The organism is Renibacterium salmoninarum ATCC 33209 (assembly GCF_000018885.1).
GTDB lineage: Bacteria > Actinomycetota > Actinomycetes > Actinomycetales > Micrococcaceae > Renibacterium > Renibacterium salmoninarum.
Genome location: NC_010168.1, coordinates 1,409,762 through 1,434,055 on the forward strand (window position 1 = coordinate 1,409,762; position 24,294 = coordinate 1,434,055).

General features: G+C 55.0%; 22 protein-coding genes and 5 pseudogenes. 12 read left to right on the forward strand and 15 right to left on the reverse strand.

Features of this window, described 5'->3' with window-relative positions:
• Positions 1–34 precede the first annotated feature (34 nt).
• The 6 genes from hpf to RSAL33209_RS20170 form a co-directional block, all read right to left on the reverse strand.
• On the reverse strand, positions 35–763 hold the full coding sequence (gene hpf / locus RSAL33209_RS07155) for a ribosome hibernation-promoting factor, HPF/YfiA family (protein WP_041684573.1): 729 nt from the start codon (positions 761–763) through the stop codon (positions 35–37).
• Positions 764–904: 141 nt separating this feature from the next.
• Entirely contained in the window at positions 905–1,573 is a 669-nt protein-coding gene (locus tag RSAL33209_RS07160; RefSeq protein WP_158539299.1) for a ComF family protein, read from the reverse strand.
• A gap of 311 nt (positions 1,574–1,884) precedes the next feature.
• Positions 1,885–3,639 carry an LpqB family beta-propeller domain-containing protein gene (locus RSAL33209_RS07165; protein ID WP_012245050.1) on the reverse strand — a complete coding sequence of 585 codons (1,755 nt, stop codon included), beginning with the start codon at positions 3,637–3,639 and terminating at the stop codon, positions 1,885–1,887.
• Positions 3,639–5,321, reverse strand: a complete 1,683-nt coding sequence (gene mtrB, locus RSAL33209_RS07170; protein WP_114597594.1) for an MtrAB system histidine kinase MtrB — start codon at positions 5,319–5,321, stop codon at positions 3,639–3,641. Before mtrB ends, RSAL33209_RS07165 begins: the two co-directional genes overlap by 1 nt.
• A 58-nt stretch (positions 5,322–5,379) precedes the next feature.
• Positions 5,380–6,054, reverse strand: coding sequence for an MtrAB system response regulator MtrA (mtrA, locus tag RSAL33209_RS07175; protein WP_041684574.1), 675 nt, complete (start codon positions 6,052–6,054; stop codon positions 5,380–5,382).
• 344 nt (positions 6,055–6,398) lie between these two features.
• Entirely contained in the window at positions 6,399–6,815 is a 417-nt protein-coding gene (locus RSAL33209_RS20170) for a hypothetical protein (protein ID WP_145962162.1), read from the reverse strand.
• Positions 6,816–6,976: 161 nt separating this feature from the next.
• Here RSAL33209_RS20170 and RSAL33209_RS07185 point away from each other — a divergent pair, with 161 nt between their 5' ends.
• The 7 genes from RSAL33209_RS07185 to RSAL33209_RS19205 are packed head-to-tail and all read left to right on the forward strand — an operon-like array spanning position 6,977 to position 12,321.
• Positions 6,977–7,486, forward strand: coding sequence for a DUF7847 domain-containing protein (locus tag RSAL33209_RS07185; protein ID WP_483313987.1), 510 nt, complete (start codon positions 6,977–6,979; stop codon positions 7,484–7,486).
• Complete coding sequence (locus tag RSAL33209_RS07190) at positions 7,486–8,199, forward strand: DUF4129 domain-containing protein (RefSeq protein WP_041684577.1); 714 nt, start codon at positions 7,486–7,488, stop codon at positions 8,197–8,199. Before RSAL33209_RS07185 ends, RSAL33209_RS07190 begins: the two co-directional genes overlap by 1 nt.
• Complete coding sequence (locus tag RSAL33209_RS16210; RefSeq protein WP_049758906.1) at positions 8,196–8,393, forward strand: hypothetical protein; 198 nt, start codon at positions 8,196–8,198, stop codon at positions 8,391–8,393. Before RSAL33209_RS07190 ends, RSAL33209_RS16210 begins: the two co-directional genes overlap by 4 nt.
• 24 nt (positions 8,394–8,417) lie before the next feature.
• Positions 8,418–9,467: a DUF4350 domain-containing protein gene (locus tag RSAL33209_RS07195; RefSeq protein WP_012245056.1), complete on the forward strand. Its 1,050-nt coding sequence runs from the start codon at positions 8,418–8,420 to the stop codon at positions 9,465–9,467.
• A complete protein-coding gene (locus tag RSAL33209_RS07200) occupies positions 9,464–10,600 on the forward strand; it encodes an AAA family ATPase (RefSeq protein ID WP_012245057.1) in 1,137 nt (378 codons plus the stop codon). Before RSAL33209_RS07195 ends, RSAL33209_RS07200 begins: the two co-directional genes overlap by 4 nt.
• Positions 10,601–10,611: 11 nt before the next feature.
• Positions 10,612–11,904, forward strand: a complete 1,293-nt coding sequence (locus RSAL33209_RS07205) for a DUF58 domain-containing protein (protein WP_012245058.1) — start codon at positions 10,612–10,614, stop codon at positions 11,902–11,904.
• A 45-nt stretch (positions 11,905–11,949) separates the two neighbouring features.
• A complete protein-coding gene (locus RSAL33209_RS19205) occupies positions 11,950–12,321 on the forward strand; it encodes a helix-turn-helix domain-containing protein (protein WP_012245059.1) in 372 nt (123 codons plus the stop codon).
• Here the strand turns inward: RSAL33209_RS19205 and RSAL33209_RS07215 are convergent.
• Both RSAL33209_RS07215 and RSAL33209_RS07220 read right to left on the reverse strand, forming a co-directional pair.
• On the reverse strand, positions 12,310–12,930 hold the full coding sequence (locus tag RSAL33209_RS07215) for an ATP-dependent Clp protease proteolytic subunit (protein WP_012245060.1): 621 nt from the start codon (positions 12,928–12,930) through the stop codon (positions 12,310–12,312). The genes RSAL33209_RS19205 and RSAL33209_RS07215 overlap by 12 nt on opposite strands.
• The gene (locus tag RSAL33209_RS07220; RefSeq protein WP_041684578.1) at positions 12,927–13,535 is read right to left on the reverse strand and encodes a ClpP family protease; all 609 of its coding nucleotides are present in this window, start codon (positions 13,533–13,535) and stop codon (positions 12,927–12,929) included. The genes RSAL33209_RS07215 and RSAL33209_RS07220 overlap by 4 nt, the downstream gene beginning before the upstream one ends.
• A 135-nt stretch (positions 13,536–13,670) precedes the next feature.
• Between RSAL33209_RS07220 and RSAL33209_RS07225 the strand changes: the two genes are divergently transcribed.
• Entirely contained in the window at positions 13,671–14,615 is a 945-nt protein-coding gene (locus RSAL33209_RS07225; protein WP_012245062.1) for a phosphotransferase, read from the forward strand.
• Positions 14,612–15,322, forward strand: coding sequence for a DUF4166 domain-containing protein (locus RSAL33209_RS07230; RefSeq protein ID WP_012245063.1), 711 nt, complete (start codon positions 14,612–14,614; stop codon positions 15,320–15,322). The genes RSAL33209_RS07225 and RSAL33209_RS07230 overlap by 4 nt, the downstream gene beginning before the upstream one ends.
• 14 nt (positions 15,323–15,336) lie before the next feature.
• Here RSAL33209_RS07230 and RSAL33209_RS07235 read toward each other — a convergent pair whose 3' ends face one another.
• From RSAL33209_RS07235 to RSAL33209_RS07245, 3 genes are all read right to left on the reverse strand, one after another.
• Positions 15,337–16,344 (reverse strand): uroporphyrinogen decarboxylase/cobalamine-independent methonine synthase family protein, encoded by a 1,008-nt coding sequence (locus RSAL33209_RS07235; RefSeq protein WP_012245064.1) that lies wholly within the window; start codon positions 16,342–16,344, stop codon positions 15,337–15,339.
• Positions 16,341–16,709, reverse strand: coding sequence for a chorismate mutase (locus RSAL33209_RS07240; protein WP_012245065.1), 369 nt, complete (start codon positions 16,707–16,709; stop codon positions 16,341–16,343). Before RSAL33209_RS07240 ends, RSAL33209_RS07235 begins: the two co-directional genes overlap by 4 nt.
• 74 nt (positions 16,710–16,783) lie before the next feature.
• Positions 16,784–17,671, reverse strand: a complete 888-nt coding sequence (locus RSAL33209_RS07245; RefSeq protein ID WP_049758908.1) for a helix-turn-helix transcriptional regulator — start codon at positions 17,669–17,671, stop codon at positions 16,784–16,786.
• Positions 17,672–17,761: 90 nt separating this feature from the next.
• Between RSAL33209_RS07245 and RSAL33209_RS19210 the strand changes: the two genes are divergently transcribed.
• Positions 17,762–18,532 (forward strand): MFS transporter, encoded by a 771-nt coding sequence (locus RSAL33209_RS19210; protein ID WP_012245067.1) that lies wholly within the window; start codon positions 17,762–17,764, stop codon positions 18,530–18,532.
• Positions 18,510–19,205, forward strand: coding sequence for an MFS transporter (locus tag RSAL33209_RS19215; protein ID WP_158539301.1), 696 nt, complete (start codon positions 18,510–18,512; stop codon positions 19,203–19,205). Before RSAL33209_RS19210 ends, RSAL33209_RS19215 begins: the two co-directional genes overlap by 23 nt.
• Before the next feature lie 54 nt (positions 19,206–19,259).
• Here RSAL33209_RS19215 and RSAL33209_RS07255 read toward each other — a convergent pair.
• The 3 pseudogenes from RSAL33209_RS07255 to RSAL33209_RS07265 all read right to left on the reverse strand — a co-directional run.
• Positions 19,260–20,928 (reverse strand): annotated as a pseudogene (locus RSAL33209_RS07255) (dipeptide ABC transporter ATP-binding protein).
• Positions 20,925–21,936, reverse strand: a pseudogene (locus tag RSAL33209_RS07260) (ABC transporter permease). The pseudogenes RSAL33209_RS07255 and RSAL33209_RS07260 overlap by 4 nt, the downstream one beginning before the upstream one ends.
• 1 nt (position 21,937) lies before the next feature.
• A pseudogene (locus RSAL33209_RS07265) lies at positions 21,938–22,789 on the reverse strand (ABC transporter permease); the annotation flags it as partial.
• A gap of 51 nt (positions 22,790–22,840) precedes the next feature.
• Here RSAL33209_RS07265 and RSAL33209_RS07275 point away from each other — a divergent pair.
• Positions 22,841–24,049 (forward strand): annotated as a pseudogene (locus tag RSAL33209_RS07275) (IS3 family transposase).
• 16 nt (positions 24,050–24,065) lie between these two features.
• Here the strand turns inward: RSAL33209_RS07275 and RSAL33209_RS17510 are convergent.
• Positions 24,066–24,254: pseudogene (locus tag RSAL33209_RS17510) on the reverse strand (ABC transporter permease); the annotation flags it as partial.
• Between the last annotated feature and the right edge of the window lie 40 nt (positions 24,255–24,294).

The window sequence follows — 24,294 nt, forward strand, 5'->3', positions numbered from 1 at the left end:
AGATAGCCCCTACGGCATTAATTGATGGAAATTCTTATGAAACGCTTGCCGCCCGGTCCTCGGAGCGATATGCCAAGATCTGCTCGGCAGGAGCAGAACCGACATCAGCACAGTCTGCGTCAAGAGTTATCACGCCATAGGTCCAACCGCGGCGACGATAAACCACCGAGGGCGCATTAGTCACCGAATCAATGAACAAGTAAAAGTCGTGGCCTACTAACTCCATGTTGTCCACGGCGTCATCAACACCCATAGCGGCAGCAGGAAAAACTTTGCGCCGGATCAAGACCGGTGAGTCACCAGCTGGAATGTCATTTTCAATTTCATAAGGTGACGCTGTTTGTTTTGCTGCTTCAGCTTCGACAGAAACTTCAGTGTTCAGCAAGGTAATCGGACCAGTGCCTACCGGTTCCAGGGACGCCGTCGCTTCACTCACTGCTTTTGGCGTATGCCGACCGTGGTGAAGCTTTTTCTTATCTTTAGCGCGGCGTAATCGTTCCAAAAGCTTGTTATAGGCAACATCGAAGGCTGCAAACTTATCCCCAGCATGCGCCTCAGCTCTAATCACCGGCCCACGGCCCTGGACAGTTAGCTCCACCGTCAACTTGGTGTCAGCCAGCCGAGCGTTCGGCTGCTTGGACACTTTAGCGTCGACTCGCTGGACTTTTTCGGTGAGGTGCTCCAGTTTGGAAATCTTTTCTGTCGCGTATTCCCGGAACCGGTCCGAGACAGTGAGATTGCGGCCGCTGATCATGAATTCCATAGTGCCCTCCACATGACGAAAGTGACACGACGGTCGGCTTTCGGTTCTGCTGCCAGACCGCCGACGGGTCCTCATCCTCGAAGAGGTACCCGTTTACTCACGTTAGTTCAAAGCCACCCGTTATTCATCCTCTGTTCGCAATTATTTTCTTGGAAGTCGCTGTACATTTCGAGATACTGCTGCAATAACCACAGCACCAATGACGTTTCCGCCCGCTGCTGAAACCGCCCGAGCCGCTTCAGCAAGGGTTGCGCCTGTGGTCAGCACATCGTCGACCAACAGGCAATTGAGGCCCTGAACATGATTTAGCTTTCGCTTTGGCACCATCAAGCTGCCGCGAAGGTTGGCCCTTCGAGCAACGGCAGAGAGCGATTTCTGGGCGGCTTGCGGAGCGAAAAAGGTTTTCCAATCGAACTTTCTTCGCTTCTGCAAAAGGGCCGAAACCGGAAAACATTGACTGTTCCGGCGGCGTAGGCTGCCAAGTATTTGACCCACTGGGTCGTAGCCACGCCTTCGGTAGCCGGAAATTGTCGTAGGCACTGGCACTAAATGCGGCAGCGCCCGAAAGGAAGGGCCAGGCACCGCTAGCTGCTCCGAAAATATCGAGGCCTCAATCGCTCGACCAAGAGCAGCCGCCAGATCATTAGCCAATGGAACTGCACCCTGATTCTTAAACGCCAGAATCGCATGAGCCAGTTGGTTTCGATAAGAACCTGCTGCGATTACTGGAAACAGTACTTCGCCGTCCAAATCTGTTAATGCCGGCGCTTGAGCTGCCGCTTGGAATGGCGAACTAGTCAGCGAGCGCAACGCAGCTGAACAGTCTGTACAAAGCAAAGCATTCGGACGTCCGCATGAGACGCACTCAATCGGTAACACCAGGGCCAGAAACTCCTGCCAGGCACTGCCGATGAAGCTATACCAGCGCAGCAAACGTGCTTGTGGCTGGTGCCGATGCCGCACTCTTGAGATTTGCTGAAGCCCCATAAATCAAGGATCCGTTACCGGTGCCCCGGTAACCCCCGGAACACAAACAACCTCGATAAATGTGCGGAAAGCCAAGCGAACAGGGCATGTGTCGGACAAGTCAGGCTGTCAGAAAAGCGATCTACTGGAATTGATTAACCAGCAAATGCCAAATCGTTCAGATCTTTCAATTGGGATTGTTCTTGCCACCCGTTGACCGCATAGCTGAAGACGTCCCCCGAGTTATTTTGTGCATAGACCTCGGATAAATCGTTACCTACGGTGGAACCCTTCAGCTCTTTCAAAGCAGTGAACTTATTTGAGGCCTTATTGTCCGGAGCATCGACTGAAATGACACCAGCTACCACTTCACCAGGGCCGGGCGCCGTCACCAATATTTTCGACTCCCCGGCCCAATTGCCGGTGGTGAAAGCCAAACCTTCTGCAAAGAGATTCAAGGGTGCCGTGAGTTCTCGTGGGGTACTCACAGAGTTGTTATCCTGTTTGAGAATCCCGCTCAGCTGAACTTGGCTTTGGCCGTTCAGCGAAGAAATCACCATAACTCGCGCACCATCACGCGAGACTCGCAGCGCAGTGACCGTGCGACCCTTTAGCCAGTCTGCGGTCAAGGTAACGGTAGTTGCCTGGTTCCCGTCCGTGATACCGGGATAGCTGGCAAATATTCGGCCGCTCTGATTTCCTTCCGCCGTCCAGACCCAGTTTGACGGCGAGAACGACGGCGGCGTCAACGCTGTGCCGCTCACTGCCAACTTTTCCGTCTGGTTAGGAGAAACGGTATACATTTCCGTGGAAGTTCCGTTCAAAAACGCAACGGGACCACCCGGTGCGTAGGATTCAGCCGGAGATTTCGGTTGATACCGGGCGACTGAAGGAATCCCGGCAATTTGCTGCTGCTGGCCGTTGTCAAAATAGACCAGTTCGCTTTTTGAAATTCCGGCTAACCTGTTTGGCACCGGCGCGCCGTGAACAAGGCTTAGCGAGCTCGAGGGTGCATCATTGGCGTCCAGCGTGAGCTGATCGGCTCGAAGGATGATGTTAGTTACCGTATTGAGCTGGCGAGTAAGTGTTTCTTGCAGCTGGGCCCGCATCTGTTGGCGCACTTGTGCGCTCGCAGCCTGCAGCACAGTTGCCGTTAGATCGACGGTCGCGGTCGACGAGACAATGGGCACCGTGTCCCTTAAAAGTCGGATTCCGTCGGGGAAAGCGCTTGCCACTGCCCCCTTGAGATAGCTCGCTGGACCGCTAATCAAGGCTTTCACCATGACCGTTGGCACAGTGCTTGGACTCGCCGCGAACCAACGAACATCCGGAACCATGTAGGAAAAGCTGGGGTCGTAAAAATACAACGATCTGGCTTTGAAAATATTCTGGAAGTTCTGTTGCGCAATCATAATTCCGTCCGGAATCGAACTGATCCGCCATTCGCCATCAACCCGGGTCATCGTGAGTTGAACTGTGTTGGGCACGCCAGAGTGGGCGGGCGTCCTAATACCATCAGCGTCGATACTCGACTGAGTTTTCAACTCAATTTTGAAATCGTTGTCAGAATCACCTTTGACGATATTCGGCTGATCTTGGAACACCAGGGTGCGCTGATCACTTTTCCACGTCGTTGCAGCGGGTCCGGCAAGGAATTTTCTGGCAGTTTGAAAGTTCTCGGCAAACCCAGTTCCGGCGTTAATGAACCCGTTGATAATTGCCATCTGATCCGCACCGGGGGCAGGCGGATTAGGCGGTGCGTAATTGAAATTAAGTTGAGTATCGCTGCGATCAGTTGGTTGAATCTTCGAAACACCGCCACCGGTTGGAATGCTCGCGCATGCGGACAACGTCAACACAGCTACGAGCAGAGCGCTTAGCACCACCAGCAGCTTCTTTTGCGGGCTCATCAGCGCTTCTCCTCTGCTGGTGTTTTTCCGTCAACATGCATGACGCCACCCAGCGAGGAAAGTGGAATACTCTCGTTTCCTGGTGGCAGTGCTAGCGGCGAATGATCTACGCCGGTGCCGCGTTTGCGTGGCAAGGTGAGGCGGAAACATGCACCTTCGCCAGGACGTCCCCAGACTTCTAAAAGACCATCATGCAACTTCGTGTCCTCAATCGAAATGGCCAAGCCCAAACCACTGCCGCCAGTTGTTCGCGCACGCGCCGGATCCGCTCGCCAAAACCGATCAAAGACTCGAGATATCTCTGATTCAGTCAGACCAATGCCATGATCGCGTACCGCAATCGCTACCACGTCGGCATCTGCAGCAATGAAAATCTGCACTGGACGCTTTTCTCCGTGCTCCAGGGCATTGACCAGCAAATTTCGCAGAATTCGCTCAATTCGACGTGGATCCATCTCAACAATGCAGCTGTCATCTGGTACTGCCGAAACTAAGGTAAGCGGTGAGCCAATCTTGTCTGCCAGCATTTTCGCTTCGTCAAGCACTTTACTAATGACAGTGAAAATTTCTTGCGGTTCGGCGTCCAAAACGGCCGCGCCCGCGTCAAACCTTGATATTTCCAGTAGATCCGCAAGCAGCGCCTGAAATCTTTCCACCTGGTGATACATCAACTCGGCCGAACGCCGGTTGACCGGATCAAAACTTTCCCGAGCGTCATAAAGCACTTCGGCAGCCATCCGCACCGTGGTCAGTGGGGTACGCAATTCATGTGAAACGTCGGAAACGAAATTGCGTTGCATATGAGACAAGGTGGCTAGCTGAGTGATCTGTTCTTGGAGTGCGTTCGCCATCTTGTTAAACGACTCTGCCAACCGAGCCACCTCGTCTTCGCCTTTGGCGTTCATTCGCTCCTGTAGTTCACCCGCTGCTAGTTTCTCCGCGACTAAGGCGGCTTGGCTAACCGGTTGCACAACGTTCCTGGTTACAAACCAAGCGATTCCACCGATCAAAAGCAGCAATGCCGCCCCCGAAATCCACAACACAGACTGAATGTAGTTCAGCGTCTCCTGGGACGAATTGAGATCGTAAACCACGTAAAGCTCGTAAAAGTTGTTGGCAAGTTCTACCCGAGATCCGAAGACAATAGCCGGGTGGCTTCCCGAGCTGCCGATCGGCAAAGCCATAGATTTCGAGAACAGTTCGTCGCTCTGCTTCACCATTGAACGCAGATCGTCAGGAATAACCGATGCGGTGATCTCGCCTTTATTGATGCTCGAAACCGCGAGCGGGTTCTTTTGACCTTGTACCGGAATCATCAGGTACTTGCGGATGTTGCCGGTGTCTCCGACCACAAGCCCACTCAAAGTATCGTTCGCTAGCTGAACCAAGGAGGCTTGATCTGATATTTGCGCTGCGGCAAAGCTGGTGCGTACCGTGCCTATCCCTCGGCTGGTGTCGGCGGAAGTCTGTTGAAGGCGCTCCTGAAACAGCCCGTTGGCAATTTGGTTGGAAAGAAAGATTCCCACACCGCCGATCGCGACAAAAGCGACCAGCATCGTCACTAATACCGTTCGGAACTGCAGTGAGCGGCGAAGCCTCCCGGTGAACCATTCAAATTCACGTTTGACCAACATGAGCGTCGATCGAGCAGCATGTCGAAGCGCGTTCAAGGGCTTAGCCATGCTGCCGAACCGCCTCGCAGCCAGCGTGGATCTGCTTGGCAAAGTGATGCGTCAAAAGCTACTGACCAGCCTTGTATCCCACTCCACGCACCGTGAGTACGACCTCGGGAGCTTCAGGGTCGATCTCGATTTTGGACCGCAAGCGTTGCACATGCACATTGACCAAACGCGTATCCGCAGCATGCCGGTATCCCCACACCTGCTCCAGGAGTAGCTCTCTAGTGAAGACCTGCCAAGGCTTGCGCGCCAGAGCGACCAAAAGATCAAATTCCAAGGGAGTGAGTGAAATCCGAGTTTCGCCCCTAGCCACCACGTGCCCGGCGACGTCGATCGTTATATCAGCGATCTTGAGCGTCTCTGGCGTTTTCTGATCGCCAGGTCGCAATCGAGCGCGAACTCGGGCAACCAGCTCCGCAGGCTTGAATGGCTTGGGTACGTAGTCGTCCCCGCCCGATTCAAGGCCCCGGACGACGTCGGACGTATCGGCTTTTGCCGTCAACATCACCACCGGAACGTCTGACTCGGCGCGAATGAGCCGACAGACTTCGATTCCGTCTATTCCTGGCAGCATGAGGTCCAAAAGAACTAGGTCTGGCTTTCCAGCGCGGAAAACCTCCAATGCCTGCGACCCATCCGCACAAAAGAATGGTTCAAACCCATCATTGCGGAGCACAATACCGATCATCTCGGCCAGAGCCTCGTCGTCGTCTACCACCAAAATGCGTGCCTTCATACCTCTATATTCGCCTATCCAGTGGACTTGTGTCGCACCGACCTGCAGATTCAACCGAAAATTCGCTGAGATACGCCAATATATTGACCGAAATGTTCTGCGGTTTCTGCTGCCAGCTGACCTGCAATTCTGGGTAGGCTAGGCAGCAGAGCTTTCCAGTCGAGCAAATCACAGTGTGGTTGAGTTAGTTTCCAGCCAAGCTGCGAAATGACTGACATGGCAAAACTGTCAAAATGCCCATCGTGGCGAGTCCTAACCGGAGGGGTCCAACACGCAATGTCGATGGGCAACAATACGACACCTGAGCCGCCACAACCCCAGTGGGGGCAGCAGCCGCAGTGGGGTCAGCAACCCGGCCCGCTACCCGGGTATCCGCAATACGTTGCGCCACCGAAACCCGGTGTGATTCCGCTACGACCGCGCAACTTAGGCGAGATCCTCGACGGCGCGTTCCAAACTGCGCGGCGCAATGGCAGAGCGATGTTTGGCTCGGCCTTGTTGGTGCAGGCCGGGTCCACCGTACTGAGCTTGCTTACGCTCTTAATCTTTGGTGGTGCTGGGCTCTTTTCCCTGCTCAGCAGCGTCAGTAGTGGCAGCGGATCCGGTCGGTTAAACAGTGGCGCTGGCCTTTCGTTGCTGCTGGCAATTCTTTCGGCAAGTGCGGCAACTGTCCTTGTCACGGTGATTGCCACCATGATCATGCAGGGCGCTCTAGTCATTCCGGTCATGCGCGCCACGGTGAATAAGACAACTAGTTTCAAGCAAATGTGGAGCCTCACTCGACCCCGGGTCTGGACGTTAGTGTTGCTGGCCCTGCTCTATGCTGCGGTGGCGATTGTCTCGATTGCGCTCTATTGTTCTGCTAGCTGTGGTTCTTGCCATGTCGATCCAGTGGGTCACCATTCCGATCATGTTTCTGATCATGCTCGGAGTCGCCGCGTTGGCAATCTGGATAGGCACCAAGTTGATCCTTGCCCCAGCGTCAATTGTGGTGGAGAACCTTTCGGTGTTTGCCGCCATTGCACGCTCTTGGAAACTTACTAACGGAAATTTCTGGCGCACTTTCGGTACCTATTTGCTCTCGCAATTCATCGTCGGGGCAATATCCGGCATTGTGAGCGTGCCGGTTGCTTTGGTGATCGGCATCTTGTCTCGCCTCATCAATCCAAATCCAAATCCTCGTGATGCCATCGCTATTCTGATTGTCACTCAAGTAATTTCTTACCTGATTTCGGCATTAATCGGGGCAGTCACTTTGGCCTTCCAAACTGGTGTGCTGGCCTTGATTTACGTCGACCTTCGAATCCGTAAAGAAGGGTTCGATTTAGAACTGCTCGCAAGTCTGGAAACCACGCCCGACGGCGCTGGCTTGGAAATACCAGGCTCCCGGCAGTATCAGCCGCCGCCAGGCAGAGGTTGGGTGAGCCAATGATGACCGGTTATCCGCTCCTGGACGGCTTGCCAACGGATGTTCCGGTCGATCCAGACTCTGACCAAGCACGCCAGTGGGCCATTGACGAGCTATCAAAACAGCCATATCAATCTGCCAAGCCAGGAATTTTAGACTCGGTTTGGGATGCGATTGTGAAATTCTTCAACTCGTTGCTGGAAGGTCTACAAAACGCTACCGGCATCGATGGGGGCGTCCTTGGCATAGTTTTGGTGATCGTCGTGATCGTCGTGATCGGCCTGATCGTGGGACTGGTTTTGTTACTCCGTCCGCGTCTTTTGCACCGCGAGCAACCAGATGCTGAAGTATTCGAATCTGAGCTGACGCTCAGCGCGGCACAACATCGAACGCTCGCCGCGAAAGCGGCAGACGTCCGTGATTTTGCTTTGGCAATTACCGAAACATTTCGTGCCATCGTTCGAGCCAGCGAGGAACGCGGCGTTATTGACCCACAAGCAGGACGAACCGCCGATGAGGTCGCTGGAAAACTATCAGCGGCTTTTGGCTCAGCCAGGCAAGCACTCATGAGTTCAGCCACCCTGTTCAATAGAGTTCGCTACTCAGTACAGTCATCTGGACGAAGCTCGGCAAGCGAATCCGAGTTCAGGGCAATACGCGAACTTGACGAGTCGCTCGCTTCCCTCCAACCTGAGTACAGCGACGAAGCGCAGCTCAATTGGGTGGGTCCACAATGAGTGCACCGGGCATCAACATCGCCGAAGCAACTGACTCAGAAGCTGAAGTGGCGAGAGAAGATTCAAAAGGTTCAACGGATCCAACAACTCGCTCGCTGAAATCTCGGTTACGCAAAAACCGGTTTTGGCTGATTATTGGCACGGTCTTCTTGCCGGTTGTTGCCTTTGCGCTTTACCAGAGCTTCAGCGGATGAACCCGATCAAATGTAAAGCTTTCGATGAGCAACCCTGCACCCGATGGCGCAATGGCGGTGGGCCAAATCCTTGGCGCACATGGCGTCAACGTCGTTGCCACTGACAACCTTTCCGATACCGAAGCAAATATCTCTCGTTTGGGTGCTGCCAACACCAGTGTGGTGCTTTTCGATCCGGATAATTTCCTTCTCGAAGAGCAGACACGAAAACTCGTTGATGCCGGTGCTCGGGTTATCGCTATCACCCCGGGACCATCGAAACTACAAGCGATGAACCCGGGATTAGTTTCTGCTGGCGCTGGCGATCCGCATGCAGCCGATAGCAATCAGCTCGTGAATGCCGGGTGTAATAACCCTGATGCCGAGGCGGCCCAAAAAATAGCTCCAGGTTTTAGCCGGCTCTACTCTGGACCGGTTGTCTGCTTCACAACCAACGACGGCGCAGACAAACCTGCCGGAATGATGGCGCAGAGCAGCGACGGAAAATTCACCGTTTTAGGCAGCCAATCATTTTTGAGTAACGACAAGTTGGCGGCAGAGGGCAACGCGGCATTAGCGTTGCGGCTATTGGGTCATGATGCCAATTTGGTTTGGTATTTGCCCAGCGCTAAAGATTTGGCAAGCAGCAGCGACTCGAAGCCTCAGCTAAGCGATCTACAGCCTGCTTGGCTTGCCCCAGTCGGATTATGGCTAGCGGTTGTTGGAGTCTTAGCGACGCTCTGGAAAGGCCGAAGGGACGGTCCTCTAGTGGAAGAACCACTCCCCGTTGTGGTGAAAGCTGCTGAAACCGCGGCTGGACGCGCTCGGCTCTACCAGGATGGCAAAGCCACCGAACGAGCTGCCGATAACTTACGTTCGGCAACCCTCGGACGATTGGCACGGCGCTATCGCCTAGGTGCTGGCAGTAACCGGGAAGCAATTGTGCTGGCCACAATCCGGCATACCAACATCCCAGAAACTGAAATCCGCAGAATTCTGCTGCAGACTGTGCCCAGCACAGAGGGGCAACTATTGACCTGGTCGCAGCAGCTGGAATCTTTAGAACGTGAAACCGAGAGGGACCAACAAAAATGAGCGAACAGCCCCGCGACGGATTAGACGATGTGGCCGCGCAGAACGCGCAGCTTCAGAATCCAACAACGCAAGATTACTGGCCGAACAATGCAGTTGCTGCACCCGAACAGCAGCCTGAGCCAAATCAGCCACAGTCATATCAGCAAGAGGCATATCAGCAAGAGCCCGTCGTCGCACCTCAACCGGATCCCGCGTTGCAGGCATTGCTCGCGGTTCGCGCTGAAGTAGCCAAAGCCGTCGTCGGCCAAGACTCCACCGTCACTGGTGTGTTAATTGCGTTGCTGGCGCGCGGACACGTTTTGCTTGAGGGCGTTCCCGGTGTGGCAAAAACCTTGTTGGTCAGGACGCTAGCTGCCGCCTTGAGCTTAGATACCAAACGGGTGCAGTTCACGCCAGACTTGATGCCAGGAGATGTCACTGGCTCACTTATTTATGACAACCATTCCTCGGAATTTACCTTCCGTGAGGGCCCGGTTTTCACCAATATCTTGCTCGCAGATGAAATCAACCGAACGCCACCAAAAACTCAAGCATCTTTGCTCGAGGCTGTGGAAGAGCGTCAGGTATCGGTGGATGGCATCACCCGTCCGCTCCCTACCCCGTTTATCGTTGCCGCAACGCAGAATCCCGTGGAGTACGAGGGAACTTATCCATTGCCCGAAGCGCAGCTCGATAGGTTTCTGCTCAAATTGAGCATGCCTCTGCCCGGACGCAACGAAGAAATCGAGGTAGTCCGTAGGCACAGCGTGGGCTTCGATCCTCGAGACTTGAAAGCCGCCGGTGTACAAGCCGTTGCCGGAATCGCCGAGCTAGATGCTGCCCGACAAGCCGTCAATTCCGTTCAGATATCTCCTGAGGTAATGGCTTATATTGTCGACGTCGTAAGAGCCACTCGATCCGCGCCTTCATTCCAATTGGGAGTTTCTCCCCGTGGCGCCAATGCCTTGTTGAATACCTCAAGAGCGTGGGCTTGGCTTTCTGGCCGAAACTTTGTCACTCCGGATGATGTCAAGGCTCTCACGTTGCCGGCCCTGCGGCACCGGGTGGCGCTACGTCCAGAAGCCGAAATGGACGGCGTACAGATCGACGACGTACTCGGAAGCATTTTGGCCACTGTACCGGTTCCACGCTAGGCAACCAGAAAATGGCAATTACTGGACGTTTTGTGCTCCTGGCCTTGATAGGAATCATTCCGATTCTGCTTTACCCACTACCGCAAACAGTCATGCTTTGGGCCGCTTTGTTGCTGGTCGTCCTGGTAGTCGACTTGTTGTTCGCTGGCTCTGCACGCGATGTTCGTTTTGCCCGAAATTTGCCGCAATCCGTGCGACTAGATGAAAGCTGCACGGGTGTTCTGCTCCTTGCTAACGACGGGAAACGCCGAATCCGAGGCTCGATTAAGGATGGCTGGCAACCATCAGCTGGTGCCCAAACCGAGCGGCAGAAAATTTCCGTTTCACCAGCTGAACGGCAGCGGCTCGTAACCCGAATGCTGCCAAAACGTCGTGGCGATTTACAGACAGAATATGTGACAATCCGATCGTTCGGGCCGCTCGGAATGGCCGCTAGACAACGCACTACCCGGGTGCCGGGAACTCTCCGAGTTTTGCCGCCTTTTCGATCTAAAAAGCACCTACCTTCAAAATTGCGTATGCTGCGTGAGCTAGAGGGCAAAGCTGCAATCCAGATTCGTGGTGCCGGTACTGAATTCGATTCGCTTCGCGACTACATTCGAGGCGATGACGTTCGCTCCATCGATTGGCGAGCGACCGCGCGCAGACAGGCCGTTGTGGTGCGGACGTGGCGACCAGAACAAGATCGCCGTGTCATTATCCTTTTGGATACCTCAAGAACTTCGGCGGCCAGGATTGACGATGAGCCCCGCCTTGACACCGAAATCGAAGCCGCTTTGCTGCTTTCCGTGTTGGCAGAACGCGGCGGAGATCACGTTGAATTTATCGCTTTCGATCGGCGAATTCGGGCTCGAGCGGCTACAACCAATAAGGGCAATCTGCTTTCGTCGTTGGTACAGGCCATCGCACCAATACAGGCTGAACTCATCGAAATGGACTGGGCGCAGATCCCAGCCCAAGTGCGCTCCGCTTCGGCACATCGATCGCTTGTGGTGTTACTCACGGCCCTAGACTCGGGCACCGCGGAAGAAGGTCTGCTCCCGACGGTGGCGTTGTTAGCGCAGAATCATCTTGTCGTGGTCGCGTCCGTGACCGATCCGTTGCTGGCTGCAATGCGAACCGACCGGGTTACTGGAACTCAGGCGTTCGAAGCCGCTGCGGCAGAACGAGCGATTCTGGATCGAGCCGCAGTGAGCGCCCAGCTCAAACAGTTGGGCGCTGAAGTGGTTGACGCGGATCCCCAAGAACTACCAATAAAATTCGCAGACATTTATATCCGATTGAAGGCAGCCGGTAGGCTCTGAGCGGAAACCGCTTGCAATGTCAGTGCCTCTGCTTAGGCTGGTGCCATGGCAGAGCCGCTTTTACGTTCAGTGCACGGCAAGATTCTTCGCAGAGCCCGGCAACGGCAAGGCAAGACTCTTGGCGAGGTTGCGCAAACTGCTGGCATTTCAATGCAGTATCTCTCCGAAATCGAACGTGGGCGCAAGGAGCCATCGTCGGAAATTCTTGCCGCGGTATGTCGGGCGCTTGGCTGGAGTCTGCTCAATCTCACCAGCGCTGCCCAACGACAGTATCTCACCATTGGCGCCCTTGGTAGCGAAGTCCACAAATTCAATGAATTCAGCGATTCAGTTCCAGGGCTCAGCTCCGCTCCGCTCCGGTTGAATTCCCATCGGCGCCGGAGCAGGCTGAAAATCCGGTTCAGTTCAGCTTGCTAGCCGCTTAGCCGGCTGCCGTAGCTTCCGCGAGCTAATAATGGCATCAGCAAGCCCATAATCCACTGCTTCTTGTGCCGTGAAGATCTTGTCCCGCGAAGTATCTGCGTGCAATATCTCGGTGGATTGGCCAGTGTGTTCGGCCAGGATCTCTTCGAGTTGATGACGGATTCGGCTCATTTCCTTGGCGTGCACACTGAGATCCGCCAAAGTCCCGCGCCCTTGGCTCGAGGGCTGATGTAGCAATACTCTCGAATGCGCTAAAACGCTGCGTTTCCCTTTTGCACCCGCTGCAAGCAGAATTGCTGCCGCTGAGGCTGCCTGGCCCATACAAACCGTGGCAACATCTGGCCGAACAAAATCCATCGTGTCTAAAATCGCCATCAAAGCGGTATGCGATCCACCGGGCGAGTTGATATAGAGATTGATATCTTCATCCGGGTTATCTGATTCCAGGTAGATCAATTGCGCCATGATGACATTGGCAACGTCGTCGTCGATCTCGGAACCGACAAAAACGATTCGGTCCCGCACAAGCCTGGAAAAAACGTCGTAACTGCGCTCGCCAAATGGGGTCTTTTCCAACACCGTTGGCATGGTGTAATGGCTCATAGTCCGGCCTTTCGATGATTTGGGTTTTGAAGTTCGGCAAGGTTTCCCACAAGGTGATCGACCATGCCGTATTGGCGAGCCTCCTCCGCCGAGAACCAATGGTCCCGGTCGCTGTCTCGTTCGATTTCCGCGATCGTGTGCCCGGTGTGATGAGCTAATAATCCATTCACCATGTCTTCGATTGCGCGAAGGTTCTGCTCTTGGATTTCAACATCAGCGGTTGTTCCTTGGATACCGGCAGAACCTTGATGCATCAGGATTCGCGAATGCGGCAGGCTAAATCGCTTTCCGGCTGCTCCGGCGCAAAGCAGTATCTGCCCCATACTGGCCGCGAGCCCCATGGCTAATGTGCCAACTTCATTGGGAATCATCATCATGGTGTCGTAGATCGCCATTCCGGCGCTGACCGATCCGCCAGGGGAATTGATGTAAAGGCTGATGTCGGCCCGGGGATCTTCGGCAGAGAGCAAAAGGAGCTGGGCAACAATTCGGTTAGCGACGGCGTCGTCCACCTCGGTGCCTAGCACCACGATGCGTTGGTGAAGTAAGCGGAGTGAAAGTTGTTCATCAAATGAACCTGAAAGTGGGGTGGTCTGTGCGTTCATGGACCCAGCCTGCCAGCGGCAGATCAAGCTGGGAACGCCCCTCTGCGCTCGGCAGATCAGCCCATAGCAGATTCGCTTTGAGCGGATTAGTCTACGTATATCATCTTGGCCTCAACTCTGGGATAGCCTCGAAGTATGCAGTTTGATTACCTCGCTACTGCCCTGCGACTCCGTTGGGAGGAACTTCCTGCTGCTATACAGCATGCCATCGAGGCGAACATTGCCCAGCCAGTGACCCGAGTCGAAGTTGCCGGTGGCGGCTTTACGCCAGGGTTTGCTGCAGTTATCAATGACCGTTGGTTCATCAAGGCCGCGCCCGCGAGAATTCCCTGGCTGTTCGATGCGTATCGACGGGAAGCCGAAGTAGCGGTTGCTTTGCCCGAGGGCATACCAATGCCACGTTTCCTTGGGGCTTCGAGTGTTTCAACATCAAGCGATTCATGGCAGTTAATCTATGTCGAATCAGTCGTTGGCAAAATCCCGGGAAATCCATGGACTGCCGCCGAGCTTGCCGCAGTCGAATCAGCTCTCGTAACAGTTGATGAGGTGTTAACTCCGGCTCCTATCGACTTGAAGACTACGCCGCTCAGCCGTACCGTCACGGACGATCCAGAACTCGGCTTGGTCTTTCCGGAAACTTTTCCTGATTTCCTGCCTCCGCTAGCCGAAACAAGCCGATGGCAATTACAGTCGCTGCTGCAAAACTCAGAAACAGCGCTCGCTGGTCAGAGCCTGCAACACAACGCTTTGCGACCAGATAATATTCTGATGACCGAACACGGCGCACTGTTTTGCGATTGGAATTTCATAGCGTCGGGGTCGCGGTGGGCAGATTGGGTAGTCATGCTGGCATATGCTCGGCTGGATGGCCTCGACGTAGCAAACGCATTGGCACTGTCGACTTTGAGTAAGGACGCTGATCCGGATCACATCGACTCCTGGCTTTCGGCCTTGTTGGCATACATGATCCATGCGGGTTCGCAGGCAGAGGTTAGTAACTCCCCTGCCCTGCGAGAACATCAAAGATTCAGCGCCAAAATGCTTTTGGATTGGCTCATTGAACGGAGGGAACTGATATGAGCTTGCCAGAAGCGGTCTATCAAGCGGTGATGGGTAGTGCCTTCAATCGGCTTCAACCGCAGCTTCAGGAGTATTTTTCCTTGCTGCCAGGTTCAGGATTTTATGGGGTAGGTAGCGGGGTCTTTGACGTTGCAGGTTGTCCGCAAGCCTGGTTACGTCCGTTGCTGCGAACAACAGCGTCCGAAGAAGCATTTTTCCCAGAATACGGTGAAAACATTCCGTTCCAGGTGGAAAATCATGCGCATCGGGACCCCTTTGGCCGACCTAGCCTGACCACGATTCGTACCTTGCAGTTCCCCAAGATAACTCGTGTTTTTCAAGATACAACGAGCCTCACTTCGCAAGGTTTGGTGGACTATTTGGGTCGCCATCGTCGAATAGCCACTGATCTACGGCCCTTTGTCGGCCCGGAAAATCGCCTCCGCGCCGTTTCGCATACTAGCCGAGTGTTCGGCGCAGCCCTGCGGCTCGGTGTCCCCGGACCTTTCGATGCAAAAGCCTATATGAGCCAATGGTGGGACCAGGACCTGGAGAAATTTCGCATTCAGGTCAAAGTGATTCATCGCCTCATCGGCCCGCTACTGGTCTATTCAGGAAGCTTCAACTACCGTTTGGTGCATTATTCGCGCCACGAAGCTGCTTCACACGGCGTACCGAATTCGCTTCCCGCCTATGCGCGCCCGGAGCGGTGGGAATCGCGGATCTGAACGTATTTCGCCTATCAAGCTGAGGCGATAAGTTCTTGAATCGCATCGATGACATCGGTGAGCTCGCCAAGCACCTTTCGAGCCGCTGCCGGTGAAATCTCAGCTACGTCAGCTGCCTCGAATAGTCGCAAGGCGCCCATTTGCCGGGCTGGTAGGTCCACCCCTCGCCATGGACGCCAAATTGCCTCAGCGGCCCTACCGGCCTTGCCTCGCGGCACCGGAAGCAACACCGATGTTCCGGCTTCAACTAGGCTCGCGATGCGCTCCCAATAGCTACCGCTGAGCTCTGCACCAGCCACGTCACTAAAGGCCACGCCATCGGCGCTGCTTTCGGCTGCGAGCGCCGCAGATTCGAATGGTACTGAAAGGATGACTTCCGCTGCACCCGCTGCCCTGGCCGCTTCACTGACCAGGCTCCAGGCCGCACGCATTTCAGCCACCGGTACGGCACGCATCGTCCGATACCCGCTAACCGTCGGCACCTTACCCGAAAGAATCGCTTCGATCCCCGGCTCATCTAACTGCAGGCTCACCGCAACCCCTGGTGCTGCCGCCTGCAGCGCCTTGAGGTGCAAAGTAACGCCCGCAGCTAGTGATTGAACCAATTCCCGGCGCGCGCCATGGTCGGCAAGGACCTTTTCGCCCAACGGCAAATGTAGGTTAGCTGCCAAGCTAAATGGCCCCATGAGCTGGGTCTTGATTCGAGGTGGCTTGCTCGCTAGCCCGCCAACGACGTCGGCAAGGACGTTGATATCCGAGCTCAAGGACGATTGCGCCCGGCGTAGGTCGGCTCCTGGTCGTTGTACTAGGCGCCAACCGTATGATTGCACGTCAACCGGCAGCTCGACCAGCACCGCCGCAGTTCTGCCGATTGCTTGGCTAGCCGCTCCGCGCCCAGGCAAAAGTGGCAAGATCGGCAAATGCGGTGCGCCCAGTTCCCCTTGCAATACTTGGCATGCTTCCGCGATATCAAGCCCCGGCCATGACCCAAACGCAGTGGCGGAGACGGTACCTTCGGTCACAAGTTACCGTCAGCAGACTGATGCGTCTGCGAAATTGCGTGGTGATTGCGAATGACTTCGGAAATGATGAAGTTTAAGAACTTCTCGGCAAATGCAGGATCAAGCTGTGCTTCTTGGGCAAGATCGCGAAGTCGGCTAATCTGGGCAAGCTCACGATCCGGGTCCCCTGCGGGTAGGTTGTACTTCGCCTTGAGGACCCCGACTCGTTGCGTCGCTTTAAACCGCTCAGCCAGCAAATGCACCAGAGCGGCGTCAAAATTATCGATGCTGGAGCGAACGGCCAAAAGCTCTGCCATCACATCGGCTGAAATCTGGCCCGAAAGTGAACTGGCCGTGGGATCGAATTCTTCGTGTTGCGCGCTCATGGTTCCAGTCTACGGAGATGTACGCCGCGTTAGCGATCCATGACGAAGCTTCCCAGCCCGTGGACGTGTTCTCCTCATGCGGCAACGTCTGCGTCGCGTCTCGATGTCTTGGGCTCCGCCGCAATAAGTCTGTCGAGCTCGGCCAACCGGGCCGCCGTCAGGTCGTCTCCTGGTGTCACTGTCACCATGCGAACATCGCGTTGCTGATCGATCCACAGGGTGGTGAACTGCAGTCGCAATACCCCCACTCGCGGGTTGTTGAAGATTTTGATGAGCTCATCAGTGCGTTGGACTTGCTGAGAGTCCCAAAGCCGGGTGAAAAGTGGCGACATCGCTTTGAGTCGATCAACAAACTCTGCCCAACCTTGTTCGCCTAGGTGCCGAGCCGTATTCGCCCGGAATCTAGCCACCATGCTTCGGCAGACCTCCTCATACCGGTCGCCATAGGCTCTTTCCCAGTCCGGCTCGCCGAAAGCGGCCAAGAGACAATTTCTTCGAAGTTCTGGTTGCTCTTCGATATCCGAAATGAGGAATCGATAAACCCGGTTCCAGGCAAGTACGTCGTACTTCCCGTTTTGAATCGTGCAAGGATAAGGAAGCATCTTTTCAATTACCGCAAGGTGGTGTGCGGTGACATCTAGGCACTCAACGGGCCTGACCACTTTGTTCAGCCCAGCCAACGTGAAGATGTGTCTTTGTTCGTCAGCGTTTAATTGCAATGCGTCCGCAAGAGCATTGAGCACTTGCTCTGAGGCATTGATGTTCCGCCCTTGTTCCAGCCAGGTGTACCAAGTAACACCAACGTTGGCCAGCTGCGCAACTTCTTCACGCCGTAATCCTGGCGTACGACGACGGCCCGAGCCCGGCAAACCAACGTTGAACGGTAGCAACCGACTGCGTCGATCTCGAAGAAACTGGCCTAACTCAATTCGAGCTGGATTGGCACTGCCTTGGGGTTTCATTATGGCTCCTCTGATCATCAGCACAGCATTCGTAATACTAGGATAAACACACTTCTAGTACCAGAATGAAATATAGTTCATGCTGGAGGCATGGCAACAGTAACAGCACAATCGTCAGTCGTGGAAGCCGCTTCGCCGGTTGGTCGACTGGGCTACCCGGTTCTCTATCTCGCGGCGTTCTTAGCCACCTTCACCTTTGGTTCAATGAACCTGCTCGCGCCGGTGTTCGGTTCAGAGTTGAAAGCAGACGGACTGGCGCAAAGTTTCATCCTCAGCAGTTACACGACGGTACTCGCGACGGTCTTGATCCTGTCCGGCCGCTTGGGCGACCGGTTCGGCCGTCGCCAAGTTCTGGCCTGGGGACTTCTCATCTTCGCCATTGCTTCAATAGGTGCAGGCTTCAGCACTACTGTGACACTGCTCATTGTTGCTCGGGTAGTGCAAGGCATCGGCATTGGTCTGGTGCTGCCGCAGATCCTTTCCACGATCCAGGCAACCTCCACTGGAGAAAAACGCACTAGGGCGCTAGCGCCCTACGCTGCAATCGCCGGCGCCGGTACCGTCATCGGTCAAATCATCAGCGGCGTGTTACTCAGCGCCAATCTCTTTGGCTTGAGCTGGCGGCCAGTGATGTTCGTGGCAGCGCTCATCGCGCTGATATCGCTGGCGCTGGTCAAACTGGTACGGCCCACCAAATCGGATGCGCCACTGGCCATGGATGCCTTCGGTGCAGTCATGTTAGGTATTGCTTTAGCCGCCTTCATAGTCGCTATGACGCTTTTTTCTGCAGGAGCTGTACTCTGGCTGGCCGCCACCTTGCTGGTTCTGGCAGCCGTACTTGGCCTCCTCTGTCGTCCGTAGGGAAAAATCTCTGGAGTCGGCTGGAGTTATTCCGCTCGCGCCGACGTCGTTATTTCGCGTACGGGCGCTCCGGATGGGCTTGGCCCTGAATTTACTCTTCTTCACCGGATATGGCGCCTTCATGTTCGAGTTCTCTTCGCTGACGCAGCGAGGAATGCACTATTCAGGACTCGGCTCGGGCCTGGCCATTGTGTTGTTTGCCTTAGCCTTCGTCGTCACCTCGATTTACTTGCATCACATCAGCCGGAGATTCGGCAAGCACACCATGCTGGTTGGCGCTCTATTTCAGCTTTTGGCGCTCGCTGCCCTGTCAATTGAGTTGCTGTTCGAAGGCTCTGCCGTGCAGCAGTGGCATATGCAAATCGCTTTGGTGCTGTTGGGCGCCGCTCAAGCTGTGATGTTTGGGCCACTTATCAATACCGTCATGAGCCAGATTCCCTCCTGGGCTGCCGGATTGTCTGGCGGACTATTTAGCACCGTGCAGCAGCTAGCATTTTCGCTCGGAGTTGCGGTTCTGGGCGGCCTATACTTCACATTGAGCCAGTTACAACAGTTTGGATTCTTTGGCGGACTCGCTTTCTGCCTCGTTGTGCAGATTATCGCGACGGCGATCTTTGGGCTGCTCGCATGGCGGCTGCATCGTCACATCCCGGCCACCGCGACAGCTGCTTAACGCAAAAATCTCTCCGTGAGCGCCAGTACGCGCGCACGGAGAGATTTTGCTTAGTTAGCCGAGCAGCGCTTTATGCGCCTCACGTCGCCTCGCCTGCTCTGCAGGGTTCGGAACCGGGAGCGATGCAATCAGACGCTTGGTGTATGCGTCTTGCGGTTCACTCATCACCTGCGAACCAATGCCTTGCTCCACGAGTTTGCCTTTGTAAAGCACCCCCACCCATTCGGAGAGGATATCCACCACGGCCAAGTCATGGCTGATAAACAAGGCAGCAAAGCCAAACTCGGATTGAATCTCGCGGAAAAGTTCCAGCACCTTAGCCTGGACGGACACGTCCAGGGCCGATGTCGGCTCATCCGCGATCAGCAACTTCGGGTTGAGCGCGAGAGCCCGAGCCAACGACGCGCGCTGGCGCTGGCCACCGGAAAGCTCATGCGGAAACCTTTGCGCGTACGACGCCGGCAGTTGGACAGCTTCTAGCAACTCGCCAACACGTTTGTTGCACTCTGCCTTGGACGACTGCGTATGAATAAGCAACGGTTCAGCGACGCAATAACCAATACTGAGCTGAGGATTAAAAGATGCCGCTGGATCCTGGAAAACGAAGCCAATATCCTTTCGGAGCGGCTTGAAGCTGCGCTCTTTATAGCCAAGCATCTCGTAACCCGAGACCTTGAGCGAACCGCCGGTTGTTCGATTCAAGCCCGCAATTGCTCGACCGATCGTGGTTTTGCCCGAGCCGGACTCCCCTACCAGTCCGAAGACCTCACCGGCTGAAATCGTAAAGCTCACATCGTCAACGGCTCGGAAGCCGCCACGACCAAAGCGACCCGGATACTCAATCACCAGATTCTTAGCCTCAACTAAGAATTCAGCATCTTGATGAGTGCGCTCGGTCATGCCCGCCGAGGCCGAATTTCGGCCCAAGTGCGGCACTGCAGCCAACAGGTCTTTGGTGTATTGCTGCTTTGGTGCAGCTAACAGTTCCTTGACCGGAGCCTCCTCGACGATGTCACCGCGATACATCACCACGACTCGATCAGCAAGATCTGCCACCACACCCATATTGTGCGTAATCAGCACAATTGAGGTACCGAATTTGTCCCGAAAATCACGAAGAAGTTCAAGGATCTCTGCCTGAACCGTGACGTCGAGCGCTGTGGTCGGTTCATCGGCAACGATGAGCGAAGGGTTTAGCGCCAGCGCCGCGGCAATAACCACACGCTGTTTCTGCCCGCCCGAGAACTCATGCGGATAGGAATCGATTCGTTTCTCTGGCTCTGGCATACCCTACCTTGCGCAAAGCCTCAATAGCTGCCGCTCTGGCCTCTTTGCGAGATACCTTCTTGCCGTTCTTCGCGGCGTGTGCGCAAAGGCCCTCAGCAATTTGCCAACCGACAGTAAACACCAGGTTGAGCGCAGTAGAGGGCTCCTGAAAAACCATCGACACATCGCGGCCTCGCACTGCCCGCAGTTCAGCCTTCGAAATGCTGATCACGTCATGACCGCTCACGACGACCGCGCCTGAACTCACGGCGGTCTCTGGCAGAAGCCCCAAAATCGTCTTAGCGGTGACGGTTTTGCCAGAGCCCGCCTCGCCGACGATCGCCAGCACCTCGCCCTTGCCGACCGAAAGACCAATATCGTTGACCGCTTTGACGTCGCCCCCATCGGTAGCGAAAGTGACCTTCAAGTGCTCAATATCCAGCACATTCCCACTCATGCTGTACCCTCCGCATTCTGCACGGCTTGCGTGCCTTCGGTCTTGCTGGCCTTCTTGCCGGCCCGACGGCGGCCGCGCAACCGCGGGTCGTTCAAGTCGTTCATGCTCTCGCCTACCAAGGTCAATCCCAATACTGTGAGCACGATCGCGGCACCGGGGAAGATGCCCGTCCACCAAATTCCGCTGGTCGCATCTGCCAATGCTTTATTAAGGTCCAAAGCCCCATTCAGCTGGGGCAGTAGGTTCAATACCGAAACCGAGGAAGCCCAAGCCAGCTAGAGTCAGGATTGCTTCCGAAGAATTCAAGGTGAAGATCAAGGGCAAAGTGCGGGTGGCATTTTTGAAAATATGCCGACCCATAATTCGCCAGGTCGAGGCACCGACAACCTTCGCGGATTCCACGAACGGCTCGGCTTTCAACCGGATGGTCTCGGCTCTGATGACGCGGAAATATTGCGGTACGAAAACTACCGTGATTGAAATTGCTGCCGCGAAGATTCCGGACCATAGCTTCGATTTACCGCCAGAGATGATGATCGACATAACAATCGCCAGCAACAACGACGGAAAAGCATAAATCGCATCTGCTAAGACAACCAGTACCCGATCCAACCAGCCGCCAAGATAGCCAGAGACTAACCCCAAAATCACACCGACAAAGATCGAGAGAATCACGGCAATAACAATCACTGAAATTGCAGTTTGGGCACCCCATAGGGTTCTAGAAAACACATCGTACCCACCCATTGTCCCCCACAGGTGCTGAGACGAGGGCGGAGATTGCGTCGGGAAGCTGTTACCTTGAGCATCGCTGATTTGGTTGTAACCAAAAGGTGCGATCAGGGGCGCAAATATCGCCGTCAGAATAAACAATGCGGTCAAGATGGTGCCGGCAATCAGCATGCCACGCTGGAGACCGACGCTGATCTGAAGATGCGAAATAATAGGCAACCGACTGAGCCAGCTCCTCTTCCGCACCGGAAGTTGCGGAGTAGTAAGTGCAGACATATCAGTACCTCACTCTGGGGTCGATCAGTGCGGCGATGACATCAACCAGGAAGTTGGTTACTGCGACGACAACGGCCAAGAAAGCAACAATGCCCTGTACGGCCACAAAATCGCGCGCACCTAGATACTGAGCTAACTGAAAGCCCAGACCTTTCCACTCAAAAGTTGTTTCAGTCAACACGGCTCCGCCCAGCAACATGGCGATTTGCAAACCCATCACCGTGATGATTGGAATCAACGCCGGCTTATAGGCGTGCTTTGTCACCAATCGGAATTCGCTCACACCACGAGAACGACCTGCTTCGACATAGTCCTTGCCGAGCGTACCGATCACGTTAGTACGCACCAGACGCAAGAACACTCCACCGGTCAAGAGACCTAGGGCAATTGCTGGCAACACAGCATGTTGCAGCACGTCCCCCAGCGCAGCCAGGTTCCCGCTTCGGATGGCATCAATGAAGTAAATGCCCGTTGGTGCGCTAAGACTTTGTAAGGCAAGTGCATTATCGGTATTCGCTCGGCCTGAAACTGGAAACCAACCTAGCCAAACCGAGAAAATCAATTTCAACAAAAGACCAGCAAAAAATACTGGAGTTGCGTAGCCCTAAATCGCAAATATGCCCAGAACCGCGTCTGGCCATTTATCTCGGAACTTTGCCGCCAGCATGCCCAGCGGAATACCTAAAAGCAGGGCAACGATCAGTGCGAAGAAGGCCAATTCGAGTGTCGCCGACCCGTACGTGACAAGAACTCCGGTCACTGGCTGGTTCGTCAAAGTGGTGCCAAAGTTGCCTGAGAAAACTTGGCCTAAGTACTCGAAATACTGGACGAAGATCGGCCGGTCATAGCCAGCTTGAATCGCCCCGGTGTGTCCGGAGACTTTCTTGTTTGAGAGGATCAGGACATGGCAGGGAAAACTACGACACGGTATCCGCAGGAGTTGAAGGATCGTACGGTGCGCATGGTGGCGGAGATGGAGGGTGCATCTTCGGAGTGGGCGGCGATGCAAAAAGTTGCCCAGCTTTTGGGTGTGGGTGTGCCGGAAACGGTGCGTAAATGGGTCCGGCAAGCCGAGATCGATGTTGGTACTAGAACTGGAACAACGAGCACGGAATCGGCCGAGCTGAAACGGTTACGGCGTGAGAACGCTGAGCTGAAACGGGCGAACGCGATCCTTCGGAGTGCTTCAGCTTTTTTCGCGGTCGAACTCGACCGCCACAACACTGATCGTGAAATACATCAAGGACCATGCCGGTCACCGCGAGAATAATGGATTGCGGTGGGGTGTCGAGTCGATCTGCCAGGTGCTTACTGGGACGGGGTGAAGACCACCCCGTCCACGTACTACGAATGGGTGGATAAAACACGATCTCACCGAGAACAACGTGATGAGGTGCTCAAGCCCGTGATCCAGAAGGTGTATGCCGCTAATTACGGGGTTTACGGCACCAGGAAAGTCTGGTTGGCGATGAACCGTGAAGGTGTGCCGGTGGCCAGGTGCACGGTAGAACGGCTCATGGGGTTACTTGGCATACAGGGTGCGGTCCGTGGCAAGGTCAAACGCACCACGATCAAAGACTCGAAGGCGGCCCGAGCGAAGGACTTGGTCCGCCGTGATTTCACACCAACGGCACCGGATCGGCTATGGGTAGATGATTTCACCTATGTTTCGACCTGGTCCGGGTGGGTCTATGTTGCCTTCGTGATCGATGCTTACTCTCGGAGGATCCTGGGCTGGTCAGCGAGTGCTTCTATGAACACCGTGCTAGTGCTCAACGCAGTTAATCAGGCAATCTGGAGTCGTGAACGGGCCGGGGCTGAGATTTCCGGGGTGATTCATCATCACGATGCCGGGGCTCAATACGCCTCCTTGGCCTTCACCGAACGCCTGGCCCAGGCCGGTATCCGCCCCTCGATCGGTTCTGTGGGTGATAGTTACGACAACGTCTTGGCGGAAACCATCAACGGGCTTTATAAGACCGAGCTGATCAAACCCGGCAAGCCCTGGCGGACTCTAGAAGAAGTCGAAATCGGCACCGCTGAATGGGCCGATTGGTACAACCACCGAAGGCTCTACCAGAGCACGGCAGCCGCCGACAGGCTCATCGTCTGAGAAACCCTCCGGACACACCGGGGCGATTCACAGTAATCGGGTCGCCAATGACCCGCATAAGGAAGAACACCAAGCTAACCAGGATGAAAATCGTTGGAATGATCAGCAAGAAGCGGATCAGAATGTATTTGCCTAAGCCCGGACCCTTAACCTTTTTCAGGCTCGGTGGCTTAGCGTCGATGGGTGATTCTACGAGCGCAGTCATATTTGCCTTTGTTAGTGCCTTGCTTCAACAAGAATGGCAA